Genomic DNA, 12,971 nt, shown 5'->3' with positions numbered 1-12,971 from the left:
ATCGCCGGGAAGCGACCAGAAGCCCACGGCACAAGGTCTGACGCAGTTGCTTGCGAAAGGTGTACGGTCGCCGCGGCCATCGTTGAGGCCAGACCTAGACTATCGGATAGGCCGCGACTGGCCTTTGGTCGCCTATCTACTTGGCATTGCCTGCTACACTGTCGAGGTTAGGCCAAAGAGAGGAAGCAGCATTCATAAAGGCGGCTTTCGCACACCGGATTTTGCAAATACTGTCCAATTGCAAGGGCCGAGGGGAAATAATGGTTTCTTGGAGATATTCTGGCGCGGCAGCGGGATGCCGTGCAGGCAGATGATTTTCAGCCTGGGAGGCTTACATGATACGGGCTTTAAGCGGCCCCTTTCGCCCATTCGCATGGGTTGATTACGTGCCTGCCCGTTTTCGCGAGTTGAGCCTGATAAGGCAGTTCGCGCTTGCTGGCGGGCTCGTCATGTCGATTGGAATGCTGTGTCTCGGCCAGTTTCTAAGCGCCGTTCTTGCACGCGAAGCAGTACACGATACAGCGTCAGTTACGGCCTTGCTGCTCGACAGTGTCGTCTCGCCGCTGGCTCAGGGACTGGTCGCTTCCGATACGCTTGGCAGCGCATCGTCGAACCGACTGGATGAAATCCTGCGTGACCCCGAATTTCGCGACCGCTTTCCCTATCTGGAAATATGGAAACCCGACGGCGCGATCGCCTATTCGAACACACGGCAATTGATCGGCCATGTCTTTGATAGACCGGCGGCAATGAAAGTCGCGCTTTCCGGCGATATCGCGTCTCAATACACGGATTTGACCGCACAAGAGCACGTCACGCGTGGTTTTGAAGTCAGTTATCTCGAAATTTACACGCCGATCCGCGAAGATATTTCGGGAAAGATCATCGCAGTCGCCGAAATCCATGAAGTGACCGAGCCGCTTTACGACCGCGTTCGGCAGGCGCAATTGCAGGGCTGGACGATCGTTGCCGCAATCAGCCTTGTGATGATGGGCAGCCTGTTCGGCATCGTCTATCGCGGCAGCCGCACGATCTCGATGCAGAAGAAAGATCTCCAGACCCGTATGAGTGAGGTTGAAAAGGCTTCGCTTCGCAATCAGGCATTGCGCAGACGCGTCCAGCGCGCCTCCGGGCAGGCAGCGGAACTCAATGAGAATTATCTGAAACGCATCGGCGCCGATCTTCATGATGGGCCGTCTCAGCTCATTGCGGGTGCGACGCTAAAGCTGGAAGCGGTGCGGCATGCTGCCGACATTGCGACCCGCGAAACGGCACTGCACGGAGTTGCACGCGTTCTTTCAGACGCCCTTCAGGAAATCAGGGAAATCTCACGTGGCCTGATGCTGCCGGAGATCGAGCGCCTGTCACTGTGCGCAGTTGTCGGACGCGCGGTTCTGGCGCACCAAAACCGGACGGATACGTATGTCGAGACGTTTTGCGACGACGCAGACGAACAGATCTCGCATCCGGTCAAGATTTGCGTCTATCGCTTCGTTCAGGAAGGTTTGACCAACGCGTTCCGGCACGGAAGCGGGGTTGGACAGCAGGTAAGCTGCAAGATCGACGGCACCATTCTGCGTATCACCGTTTGTGACAGAGGAGCGTCGCCGATTGCCATTGACACCGCGCAAAACGGAATGGGGCTTGCCGGCCTTCGACACCGCGTCGAAAGCCTTGGCGGGAGGTTCAGGTTCGAGAAGAACGCGTCGGGCGGTTCCTGTCTGGAAATGCTGCTTCATCTGCGCGGAGATCCGATAGATGAGTGAGCCTATTTCCGTCGTCGTTGCCGATGACCACCCGATCTATCGTGCCGGATTGCTCCAGAGCCTGTCATTCGATCCGGCGATACGCGTCGTCGGCGAAGCCGCTTCCGCGCCTGCCGCCATCGAAATAGTTGCGCAAAGACTGCCCGATATCGCTCTGCTCGACATTTCCATGCCGGGAGGCGGCATAGAGGCCGCCAAGACGATTACGCAGCAATCACCATCGGTCCGCGTCATCATGCTGACCGTTTCCGAGACGGATGCGGATGTCATGCAGGCGTTGGATGCAGGCGTCGTCGGCTACCTTTTGAAGGGCATCGAGGCTACCCATCTTATCTCGGCGATTAAAGCCATTGCGGCGGGTGATACCTACATCTCCCCGCAGCTTGGACTTCGCCTGCTCTCCATGAAGTCCAAAACCACGCCCTCCATCGAGCAACAGCGGCTGGCGCTGCTTTCGCAGCAGGAGCACCGCGTCCTGCGGTTGCTCGCCAAAGGCCGGAGCAATGGCGACATTGCGAAAACCATCGGCGTGCAGGAAAGCACCGCCAAATTCCATGTGACGAATATTCTCTGGAAGCTTCAGGTCCGCAATCGCGTCGAAGCCACCATCGTTGCCCGCAATCACTGGGATCCCGCTTGGGATACCAGTGATTGAGTGGCAAAGATTCCGCCTCTCGATTTTTGTCGATAAAGGCGCTATAAGTTGATTGTGATTATCAAGATTTAGCGCTGCATATCGCTCAACGAGAGACAGGCATGACATTTCTTCCGAGCATGGAAAGCCGCATTGACGGCATTTCAGTCGTAAGCGATCTCCAATGCCGTTCATGGAACGGAGCGATTGCCGACGTCTGGCAGGTTGAATGTGCCGAGGGGGCTGGCGGCGAATATGTGTCTCCATACCCCCGCCTTTTCGTCGTGCTCGATAAGGATGGCGCAGGTGGCATCGACATAGGGGCATCGCCCAGAAACAAACGGCCGGCTGATAGCAAGGCGCGCAGTCCGATCAGCTATGTTCCTGCGGGCTTGCGCCTCTGGTCACGCATCGACGATGTGCGCTCCCTGCGTCATCTGGATTTGCACTTCGATATGGCAGCCCTTGCAGACCGTTTCGAGCGCAAACGCATATCCGGTAAATTCGACACGCCTCGTCTGATGTTCGAAGATGAGCGCATCATGGGCATAGCGAGGCTTATCGCGCTCGAATGCGCCACATCGGATACGTTGAACGATCTTTACGGCGAGAGCCTTCTGGACGCTTTGCTGACGGCCCTCCTGCAGATCGGCCCGGCCAGCAGTCGCAGGCGCAGCCAGATGCCGCCATGGCAGTTGCGCCGCGCGAAAGAATTTATCGAAGAACATTGCCTGAGAACGATCAGGCTCGGCGAACTGGCGGCTCTTACCGGCCTTTCCGAATCCTACTTCTGCCATGCGTTCAAGGCTTCTACCGGCATGCCCGCGCACCAGTGGCAGATGAGGGCGCGGATCGCTCGCGTTCAGGACATGCTGCGCAGGAAAGACATATCGCTGACCAATGTGGCAGCGGCCAGCGGCTTTTCCGACCAGGCCCACCTGACGCGCGTTTTCAGGCGCGTCGTCGGCACGACTCCTGCCTCATGGAAACGAAACATGGCGGCTTGATCGCGAGTCCTTCGAAAATTGCACAATAACGTTCAATTCAAAGCAAAACCCTTCAATCCCGAACCTGATAAGTCGAGTTAAAAGCTCATATTAAAATGCCGTAATGAACGGCTCGGGTGTTAGGTGGGTGGACATGATCACTTTTTCTCGGCGTACATTGAGCGGGCTCCTTCTGGCAGGAACTTCCGCACTGACATTCATCGCCTGCGACGCGGCATCCGCACAGGACAATGGCGAAACGATCCAACTCGAACAGGTGGTGATCGAGGGCCAGGGCACTGGCGGCAGCGGGACCGGACCAGTCACAGGCTACGTCGCCAAAAGCACCACGGCGGGGTCGAAATCCGCAACGCCGATCACAGAAATCCCGCAATCCGTTTCCGTTGTCGGTCGTGAAGAAATCGACGATCGCGGCGCACAGAAGACCGACGAGGCCCTGCGCTACACCGCCGGTGTTTTCGCGCAGCCCTTCGGCCCGGATAGCGACACGAACTGGCTTTTCATCCGCGGCTTTCAGGCCACGGCAACCGGCATCTATCAGGACGGGTTGCAGCAATACAGCTACGGCTTCGGCGGCTTCTTCGTCGACAGCTTCAACCTCGAGCGTATCGAGGTTCTGCGTGGTGCCGCCTCGGTGCTTTACGGCGGCAGCAATCCGGGTGGTCTCGTCAACTATGTCAGCAAACGTCCCACGGGCGAGCGCAAGCGCTACGTGGAAACCGGTGTGAATGATGCTGGAAACGTCTATCTCGGCTTCGACATAGGCGACAAACTCAACGAAGTCGTGGATTACCGTGTCAGCGGCATTCTCGCGGGCGGTAATGACTACACGGATTTCGCTGATGGATTCCGCGGTTCAATTTCACCCAGCATAAGCTGGACCCCTGATGCGCAGACGAGCTTCACGCTTCTCGGCAATGTCACCTACATGGATCAGACCCATGGCGGCGGAGCTTTCCTGCCTTATATCGGCACGGTGGTCGATGCGCCCTTTGGCAAGATCGACCGTGATGCAAATTTCACAGAGCCGGATCTCGACAAATATCTGCGCAAGCAGGCTTCGCTCAGCTACGAATTCGAACACACATTCGACAATGACTGGACGGTTCGCCAGAACGCGCGCTTCGGTATTTCAAAGCTTGAAGAGGTCAGCATCTACGGAAACGGATATGCATCCCCTAACTTGTTGGACCGCATCAATTTTGGCCACGAAACCACTGCCAAAACATTCCTGATCGACAATCAGATTGAAGGCAAAGTGCAGACCGGTGCTGTCGAGCACACGCTTCTGGCGGGCCTCGATTATAAATACTACAACATCGATCAGATTCAGTCCTCAGCGCTGTTTGGAACGACAACACCTATCGATCCTGCCGATCCGGTGTACGGGGTCCCTCAGACGCCCCGCGTGAGCTATCTGAATCAGGATCTCTCGCTGCATCAACTCGGTCTCTATGTTCAAGACCAGTTGCGCTTTGCTGATGGTTGGCTGGTCACGCTCAACGGGCGCTACGATCGCGTGTGGACCGGGGCCAGGGATCGTCCGACATTTTATGCACCGACACAGAACATCAAAACCACGAGCACAGACGGCGAATTCTCTGGCCGCGCTGGTGTGGCTTATGAATTCGACAATGGCATTACGCCCTACGCCAGCATCGCGACTTTCTTCAACCCGGTCATAGGCACAACCGGTGCAGGCGATCTTTTCCGGCCTGAGACAGGCACGCAGTATGAAGTCGGCATCAAATATGTGCCCACTTTCTTTGACGGTATTTTCACGGCAGCATTGTTCGATCTGACCCGTCAAAATGTTCTTACCGTCGATCCGACAAACATCTTTGCCCAGGTCCAGACCGGCGAGGTGCGTTCGCGCGGCATAGAACTTGAAGCTAAGGCCAACGTTACCGACAATATAAAGGTTACGGCAGCTTTCACGGCGCTCGACCTGAAAATCAAGAAAGACAACAACCCGAACTTTGTTGGAAAAACACCCTTCATCGTCCCCGAGCAGCAGGCGTCGCTCGGTCTCGATTACACCTTCGACGAAGGTTCGCTCGAAGGCCTGACACTTGGCGGCGGTGTGCGCTATGTCGGCTCTTCATGGGTCGACAATGCCAACACTTTGAAGGTTCCGTCAGCAACGGTTTTCGACGCCAAACTCGGCTACAAGAAAGACAATTGGGGCGTGGACCTCAACGTGAACAACATTTTCGACAAGGCCTATGTTGCAAGTTGTCAGGACGCGACCGGCTGTGCTTACGCTGAAGGCAGAACGTTAAAGCTGAAAGTCCACACCACCTGGTAAGGAAACAGCAGAAATTCAAACGCGGGGATGCTTCATGCATCCCCGTCCGCATATGAGAAGGCCATGGACGATGATCGGTAAAGAGCCTGAAACCACAACCAGTCAGCCCCTTTACGAGCTGGACGGTTTGAGTTTTTCGGCTGAAGGCCGCGTCATCCTGCAGCCCCTCACACTCCAGCTTTCACAATCGAAAATTTACGGTCTGGTCGGCCCGAACGGTTCCGGCAAAAGCACGCTGATCAAAATGCTGGCCCGGCAGCAATCTGCCAGCAATGGCAGTGCCCGCTTTCTCGGACAGCAGATTTCCACATGGCGCGACCTCGACTATGCCCGCTCGGTCGCCTACATGCCGCAATTCACGCCGCCTGCGGAAGGCATGACCGTTCGCGAACTCGTCGCACTCGGTCGTTTTCCGTGGCATGGCGCGCTCGGCCGTTTCAGTGAAGAGGATCGAGCCAAGGTCGCGGAAGCGCTTCACGATACGGATCTCGAACAATTTCGCGACCGGCTGGTCGATACGCTTTCAGGCGGCGAACGCCAGCGCGTCTGGCTTGCCATGATGATCGCGCAGGATACGCGCTGCCTGCTTCTGGACGAGCCGACATCGGCGCTCGACATCGCTCACCAGGTCGACATGCTCGACCTTGTTCGCCGCCTCAGCCGCGCACGTTCGATCAGTGCCGTTATCGTTCTGCACGACGTGAATATGGCGGCTCGTTTCTGCGACGAGATTCTTGCCATTCGCGAAGGCAAGCTTGTCGCGCGCGGTGCGCCGGCGGAGATCATGAGCGGGGAAGTCCTGGGCAACATCTACGGCATCCCCATGGGCATCCTGCCTCACCCTGTCACGGGTGGCCCGATAAGCTACGTGCAGTAGACGCGATGCTGACACGCAGACAGGCAATCGGGGTTCTCGCGGGCGCGGCGTTGTCACCGACGCTGGCGCGCGCGACGCCTTCGCGTGTTGCGGCTATCGACTGGGCAATGTTCGAAACCGCGCTTGCGCTTGGCGTCGTGCCGATTGCCGCGACCGAACTCAAGCAGTTCCGTGAGATAGCCATCGAACCGGCAGTGCCTGAAAGCGTCGCCGATCTTGGCCTGCGCGGCACACCAAACTACGAATTGCTGCGCAGCGCGGGGCCCGACCTGATCCTCAGTTCCAATTTCTATGAAGGCCAAAGGGGTAGTCTGGAACGCATCGCGCCGGTCTTCTCCGCGCCGGTCTATCTGCCCGGAAGCCCACCCTATGCACTTGCCGAAGACGCGACGTTGCTGCTTGGAAAAGCACTCGGTCTTGAAGCAAAAGCCGTCACTCTGATCGATGAAAGCAACAAAGAGATCAACGCCTTGCGCATATCGCTTTCCGGACTGGAGAAACGGCGGGTCTACATTATCAGCATAGGCGATCCGCGGCATTTCCGGGCATTCGGACGCGACAGCATGTTCGGCGATGTGCTGAGCAGGCTGGGCCTCGAAAATGCCTGGCAGGAAGATACGAGTTACTCGGCAGCAGCGCCCGTCGGGCTGGAAGCATTGGCAAACAATCCGCAAGCGCGGGTCATCATCATTGCGCCGATTCCGCCGGAAGCACGCTGGACGCTCTCCACCAGCGCCTTGTGGAAAGCCTTGCCGATGGTCGCGCAAAACCGCGTCTCCATTATCGATCCGGTCAATCATTTTGGCGCGCTGCCCGTAGCCCGGCGTTTCGCCAGGCTTGCCGCACAATCCATGCTTTCAGCGCAGGCATCTGCCAATGGCTAAGACCATGCTTCGCCGCGGCGTGCTTCTCTGGTTTGGGCTGGCTTTGCTGGCAGCGATGCTTTTCGCATTTCAGGTGTCGAGCTTTGTGCTCGGACGCGGCCCGGCCCTGCCCGCTGATCTGGATTCGGTTATTTTCTTCAACAGCGTGCTTCCGCGCGCGGCGATAGCTCTGATTTCTGGTGCGGCGCTCGGGCTTTCCGGTCTTTTGCTGCAAAGGGTTTTGCGTAATCCGCTCGCGGAACCATCAACGCTTGGCGTTGCGGCAGGCGCGCAACTCGCAATGGCGGCATCCACCATCTACGCGCCGTTCCTCATGGAAAATGCGCGCGAAGGCGTAGCACTCGTCGGCGGCGTTCTGGCCGTCGCGCTCATTCTGTCGCTGACATGGCGGCGTGGGCTGGAGCCGGTGTCTGTGGTTCTGGCCGGTATGATGACAGCGCTTACCGCGACTGCCGCAAGCGCTGCACTTATTCTCGCCAATGGCGAATACATGTTCTCGCTGTTCATCTGGGGTGGCGGTTCTCTCACGCAGCAAAGCTGGGATTCATCGATCGCGATTGCCTGGCGTTTCCTGCCAGCGCTTTTCGCAGCAGTGCTTCTTTTGCGGCCGCTGGCGATATTGGCGCTGGACGACGCATCTGCGCGCAGCCTCGGCATCGGGTCGCAAACAACGCGCTTCATGGTTATCGCCATTGCGATCTGGCTTGCGACGACCGTTACGGCGCATGTCGGTGTCATTGGCTTTGTCGGACTGGCGGCCCCTGCTCTTGCTCAGCTCAGCGGCGCGCGATCGTTGAAGCAAAGACTGGTTGCGGCTCCGCTGATCGGCGCGATCCTGCTCTGGCTTACCGATGGGCTGGTGCAACTCTTCGCCGGAAGCGGCGGTGAACGCATTCCCACCGGCGCGGCCACTGCCCTGCTCGGCGGTCCGCTGCTTCTCTGGCTGCTACCGCGCCTTCGCATGTTCGAATGGCCGACGCTCAATATGGGCGGCGCTGCAGGGGGGCGGGCACGAAATCCGGTTCTTCTTTCTGCACTGATAGGCGTCGCCGTTTTGCTCATCGGCTTCGTAGCCCTGTCATTGGGCAGAGGAACCGATGGCTGGAATTTCGCAACCGGCGATCTGTTCAGCGATCTCATGCCGTGGCGGCTGCCGCGTGTCATCGTCGCCGCAACAGCCGGTGCGATGCTTGCAGCGGCTGGCGCCGTGTTACAGCGCATCACCGCAAACCCGCTCGCCAGCCCGGAAATCCTTGGTGTCGGATCGGGTGCAGGCGTCGGGCTTGCCGCAGCGCTCTTCCTTTTTGCCGCGCCCAGCCTTCCCGTTCAATTGGTCGCGTCGGCAATCGGCGCAACGCTCGTGCTGCTTGCGATGTTGATCATTTCGCGTCGTGGACGGCTCGGGCCGGAACGGCTCTTGCTCGCAGGCGTGGCAATGGGCGCGCTATGCAGCGCAGTGCTGACTGCCATCATCGCTACCGGAAAACCGGAAGCATTCGGCATATTGCGCTGGCTGAGCGGCTCGACGAACGACGTCACGCCCGAATATGCCTGGTACGGCATTGCCGCAGCGATCGTCCTTCTATTGCCGCTGATGCCGATGGCGCGCTGGCTGGAAGTGCTGCCGCTGGGCGAAGGCACTGCACGTTCACTAGGCGTGCCGCTCAATGCGAGCCGGACAGCGCTCGTCCTGCTTGCCGGGCTGCTCACCGCCACGGCAGCGCTTTTCGTCGGTCCGCTCAGCTTTATCGGCTTGATTGCGCCGCATCTTTCCCGTCTCGTCGGTTTTGGCCGCGTTCTACCGCATCTTTTCGGCGCAATTCTCATTGGAAGCGGTCTCATGGTGCTTTCGGACTGGCTTGCCCGCATGGTGGCCTTTCCATATCAACTTCCACTGGGCCTGTTCGCATCGCTTCTCGGAGGCCCGTATCTCGTATGGCTTCTTGGGCGCGGACGCGTTCGAAACAGTTAGAAATGCGTCGATTATGAAGAAAATCCCTGAGAAATTCGCTTTTTCCGCCGAAACACGGGTCGTTTTCCCGGATTCTCGCGACCTTATGGCGAAGCTGTGCAGCCATTTCGAGGAACATGGACGGGTCACGCAGATGGAGGACAGAGCCGATATCGAAACCGACTTCGGCCGCGCGAAATTGCATGCCGGCGCGGATGCACTGACAATCGCAGCTCAAGGATCGGACGAAACCTACCTGACCTTTATCAAGCTCGCCATGGCAGAACATCTGCTGGCGTTTGCAGGCGATGAAAAGCCGAAAATCGTTTGGACCGGACATGGCGCCGCTGGCAGCCTGCTGCCCTATTTTCGCGAAATGCGGGTCGTGAAATCTGAAAATATCACACCGCATATGCGCCGGGTTACGCTAAGGGGTGAAAATCTCGCCCGTTTTGCAGTCGGCGGACTGCATGTGCGGCTTCTGTTTCCGGCTGAAAATTCAACCGCACCAAAATGGCCGTTGATGGGTGAGGATGGACGTCCCGTTTGGCCCGAAGGTTCCGACCGGCCTCAGGCGCGGGTCTACACGATCCGCAATCTCGACCCGGAAAACGACATGCTCGACATCGATATGGTCCTGCATGAAGGGTCGAACAGCCCCGGCTCCAACTTTGCCAGCAACGCAAAACCAGGCGACATTGTCGGCATGACAGGCCCAGGCGGCGGATCGGCAGGCGAGGCGGACTGGTATCTGCTTGCAGGCGACGAAACCGCCCTGCCCGCAATCGGCAAGCTTCTTGAGCGATTGCCTGCAACGGCCAAAGTCAAAGCTTTGATCGAGATCGACAGCGAGGCCGAAGAGCAGGACTTGGTTTCAAATGCGCAACTCGATCTTCGCTGGCTTAACCGCAATGGCGCGGAGCCCGGAACCACAGATCTGCTGTACAAGGCGATTTCCAAAATCGAGTGGCCAGAAACCGAACGCGTATTTGCATGGGTCGGCTGCGAGCATGCGTCGTTCCGCACGATCAGGAAATATCTGCGCAACGAAAGAAAGCTTTCGCGCGAAGAGCATTTGGTCGTTGCCTATTGGCGGCGCGGGGTGGAAGGCGACGACGCTCGTAAATTGACCGCCGATTAGCAGATAATCGTCGTTTTCGCGTTCATCCGGGACGGACTGACCTAACTTTGGATGGGTTACGTCCGACGATGAAGGCGACGAAATCGACTGAGGTTCGAAAGGGTCTATCTGAGTGCCGCCTATGACATTTTTAGCTTTTTCGGGCGTAGCATTCCGCTAGCGGTCACCAGCGCGCCTGTCACCAAAAAGACGGCTCCTGCCCCCATCAAGCTTGCAGCCATGCCCGCGGCCAGAGGCATTGCAAACTGTCCGGCACGATTAATTGCGAGGCGAAGGCCAAGGCTCGTCGCGCGAGCCGTTGCAGGCGCAAGTTGCATCGTCAATGAAACAGACGACGTGACGGCGAAACCGAGTGCGATTCCCGAAATAGAGAGGCCAAGCCCCAGGCCTATGGCTGACACCGGCGTTGCGAGGAGGCAGATGGCCAGTCCGGTGACGATCACCGAAATCACCATCAGTCGCACCTTTCCGATTTTGCGCATCGCTGTGCCGTAGAAAACGCGAGCGGTCATCTGCCCAAGCGCAAACAGGGTCAGCACGAGGCCGATGACCGACGGCGAAATTTCACGCTCGACGCCAACGACCGGCATATAGACCAGCGTCAGATCCTGCACCGCCACGCAAAGGGCACCTGTGACCATGACCCAAATCAGTCCAGGGCTTGAAAGGATCTGCCGCATAGGCAGCGGAGCTGCGTCCGTCTTCACAGGTCGAGCGCAATTGAGGAACAGCACTATTCCAAGCAATATGGATAACACTGAGAGCGCCAGCGAGACGGCGATCATGTTCTCGACCAGCATGTCCGTTCCGGCCAGGGAAACGACACTCAGCACGAGTGGAGCCACCACCTGTCCTACAGCCTGCCAGACCATCAGATTGCCGACCATCCGGTCGCGTTGCTGAGGCGATCGAAACGTCGATATCTCACCTTGAATGGCAGTAATCTGCAATGTCTGGCCCAAGCCAAGGACTGCAGATGCAATCAGCAGCCAGGGCAGAGAGACAATGGGAATTGCAAACATGATGCATGCGACGACCATGGCGATGGCTCCTGCCAGCGCCGCGCGGCCCGCGCCATGCCGGTCGTTGTAACGACCCATGCTGGTGGCAACGAATACAGGCAAAATCGCGAAGGCGGAGGAAAGTGCCAGGATTTCTGTGGCTGTCATCCCTGCGCCGACCGCGCGATAGCTGGCAGCGATGCGCACAACTGGCACGATGGTCTGCGCCAGACAGGCGGAAATCAGGATCGGTACGGCGAGCCGCAGGACGAGGCCGCGCCTTTGATATCCCATGAACGGCCTTACCCCGCTACAACCAGGCCGCAGCCCATGAAGGCAAACAGGCCGCGATACGACTTGGCACTGAGCGCCGTCGAGTGGGATAAACCGGTCACGTAAAAAGCCGTCCTTAGGTCAGGTGTTTGCCGCCTTGAAGATTCCCGCCGTCGATTCGGCGAGCTTGCTTATACGCGGAGCAGCCCGATTCTGGTTTACGCGACACAAGCCCCTGTTTTGTAGCACCCGGTCAGCGCTTCCCACAACTCAACTGAATGAATTCCGGCATGCTTTTCGGCGCATGGGCGGGTCTCGAATTGACACTTGTCAACAAGGCTCAAACTTCGGTTGATTGACATAAGTGTTACGCTCAGTATGTTACATATAACAGAACGAGCCGAGTCTATGGTCGTTTCGGGAGGACAATCGAAATTGGGCGAAGTGAAAAATCTTCGGATAAAGCAGCCACGTTCGCTGACCGAGCTGGTCGTCGAGCGTTTGCGCGAAGCGATCATCGAGGGTCAGTTCGCGCTGGGTGAAAACATTTCCGAAGACAAGCTGGCGGAAGCGTTCGGCGTAAGCCGTACTCCGGTTCGCGATGCGCTCATGCAATTGCAGCAGACGGGCCTTGTGATCGTGCGTCCCAAGCGCGGCAGTTTCGTATTCTCGCCCACCCTCGCCGATGTCGAAGAGCTCTGCGAATACCGGCTGATGCTCGAAACCCAGGCTTTGAAGCTTTCGATGGATCGCGATCTCGCTGGCTTGATCCGCGCCGCACAAATGCAGGTGGGCGCTATGTCAGAGGCGCAGGACAGCGGAGATCAGCGCGGTTATGCACGCGCAGATACCGCATTCCACCGCTCCTTCTTCGACCATTGCGGCAATCGTTTTGTTCAGGAGGCATTCCAGCTTGCCGAGGGGCGGCTGGCCACGTTGCGTACTGTGCTGACTGTTCCCTACCGTCAGCGCCGTGACGCGAGCTACGACGAACACCGGCAGATCGTTGAAATGATAAAAGCCAGGGATGTCAGTGCGCTGCATCGCATTCTTGAAGAGCATATCGGCAGAACATTGCGCGTCGCCCAAGACGCGCTGCCTGTCGCCCAGAGCGCAAAGAAAGCTTAAT

At 58.0% G+C, this 12,971-nt stretch carries 10 protein-coding genes; 9 read left to right on the top strand and 1 reads right to left on the bottom strand.

Annotation, left to right across the window (positions count from 1 at the left end):
* The first annotated feature begins 335 nt into the window (after positions 1-335).
* From ABFT80_RS09640 to ABFT80_RS09605, 8 genes are all read left to right on the top strand, one after another.
* Positions 336-1,766, top strand: coding sequence for a sensor histidine kinase (locus ABFT80_RS09640; protein WP_347971682.1), 1,431 nt, complete (start codon positions 336-338; stop codon positions 1,764-1,766).
* Positions 1,759-2,421, top strand: a complete 663-nt coding sequence (locus tag ABFT80_RS09635) for a response regulator transcription factor (RefSeq protein WP_347971681.1) — start codon at positions 1,759-1,761, stop codon at positions 2,419-2,421. Before ABFT80_RS09640 ends, ABFT80_RS09635 begins: the two co-directional genes overlap by 8 nt.
* Positions 2,422-2,522: 101 nt before the next feature.
* Positions 2,523-3,407 (top strand): helix-turn-helix domain-containing protein, encoded by an 885-nt coding sequence (locus ABFT80_RS09630; protein ID WP_347971680.1) that lies wholly within the window; start codon positions 2,523-2,525, stop codon positions 3,405-3,407.
* A 133-nt stretch (positions 3,408-3,540) separates the two neighbouring features.
* Positions 3,541-5,715 carry a TonB-dependent siderophore receptor gene (locus tag ABFT80_RS09625; RefSeq protein WP_347971679.1) on the top strand — a complete coding sequence of 725 codons (2,175 nt, stop codon included), beginning with the start codon at positions 3,541-3,543 and terminating at the stop codon, positions 5,713-5,715.
* Between the two features lie 70 nt (positions 5,716-5,785).
* Positions 5,786-6,592 (top strand): ATP-binding cassette domain-containing protein, encoded by an 807-nt coding sequence (locus tag ABFT80_RS09620; RefSeq protein WP_347971678.1) that lies wholly within the window; start codon positions 5,786-5,788, stop codon positions 6,590-6,592.
* A gap of 5 nt (positions 6,593-6,597) precedes the next feature.
* Positions 6,598-7,476: an iron-siderophore ABC transporter substrate-binding protein gene (locus ABFT80_RS09615; protein WP_347971677.1), complete on the top strand. Its 879-nt coding sequence runs from the start codon at positions 6,598-6,600 to the stop codon at positions 7,474-7,476.
* Positions 7,469-9,448: a Fe(3+)-hydroxamate ABC transporter permease FhuB gene (gene fhuB, locus ABFT80_RS09610; protein WP_347971676.1), complete on the top strand. Its 1,980-nt coding sequence runs from the start codon at positions 7,469-7,471 to the stop codon at positions 9,446-9,448. Before ABFT80_RS09615 ends, fhuB begins: the two co-directional genes overlap by 8 nt.
* A gap of 13 nt (positions 9,449-9,461) precedes the next feature.
* Complete coding sequence (locus tag ABFT80_RS09605; RefSeq protein WP_347971675.1) at positions 9,462-10,568, top strand: siderophore-interacting protein; 1,107 nt, start codon at positions 9,462-9,464, stop codon at positions 10,566-10,568.
* A 119-nt stretch (positions 10,569-10,687) separates the two neighbouring features.
* On the opposite strand, the gene ABFT80_RS09600 is transcribed toward ABFT80_RS09605, so the two are convergent.
* Entirely contained in the window at positions 10,688-11,863 is a 1,176-nt protein-coding gene (locus ABFT80_RS09600) for an MFS transporter (RefSeq protein WP_347971674.1), read from the bottom strand.
* Between the two features lie 423 nt (positions 11,864-12,286).
* Here ABFT80_RS09600 and ABFT80_RS09595 point away from each other — a divergent pair, with 423 nt between their 5' ends.
* Positions 12,287-12,970, top strand: coding sequence for a GntR family transcriptional regulator (locus ABFT80_RS09595; protein ID WP_347971830.1), 684 nt, complete (start codon positions 12,287-12,289; stop codon positions 12,968-12,970).
* Position 12,971: the final 1 nt, after the last annotated feature.

Source organism: Foliimonas ilicis, assembly GCF_039939195.1.
GTDB lineage: Bacteria > Pseudomonadota > Alphaproteobacteria > Rhizobiales > Rhizobiaceae > Foliimonas > Foliimonas ilicis.
The sequence above is the reverse complement of the archived record's forward strand: the minus strand, read 5'-3'. Positions and strand labels throughout refer to the sequence as shown.

Coding starts and splice junctions, on each gene's coding strand:
- ABFT80_RS09620 (WP_347971678.1), top strand. CDS start 5,786: ATGATCGGTAAAGAGCCTGAAACCACAACCAGTCAGCCCCTTTACGAG.
- ABFT80_RS09625 (WP_347971679.1), top strand. CDS start 3,541: ATGATCACTTTTTCTCGGCGTACATTGAGCGGGCTCCTTCTGGCAGGA.
- ABFT80_RS09635 (WP_347971681.1), top strand. CDS start 1,759: ATGAGTGAGCCTATTTCCGTCGTCGTTGCCGATGACCACCCGATCTAT.
- fhuB (WP_347971676.1), top strand. CDS start 7,469: ATGGCTAAGACCATGCTTCGCCGCGGCGTGCTTCTCTGGTTTGGGCTG.
- ABFT80_RS09600 (WP_347971674.1), bottom strand. CDS start 11,863: ATGGGATATCAAAGGCGCGGCCTCGTCCTGCGGCTCGCCGTACCGATC.
- ABFT80_RS09605 (WP_347971675.1), top strand. CDS start 9,462: ATGAAGAAAATCCCTGAGAAATTCGCTTTTTCCGCCGAAACACGGGTC.
- ABFT80_RS09630 (WP_347971680.1), top strand. CDS start 2,523: ATGACATTTCTTCCGAGCATGGAAAGCCGCATTGACGGCATTTCAGTC.
- ABFT80_RS09615 (WP_347971677.1), top strand. CDS start 6,598: ATGCTGACACGCAGACAGGCAATCGGGGTTCTCGCGGGCGCGGCGTTG.
- ABFT80_RS09640 (WP_347971682.1), top strand. CDS start 336: ATGATACGGGCTTTAAGCGGCCCCTTTCGCCCATTCGCATGGGTTGAT.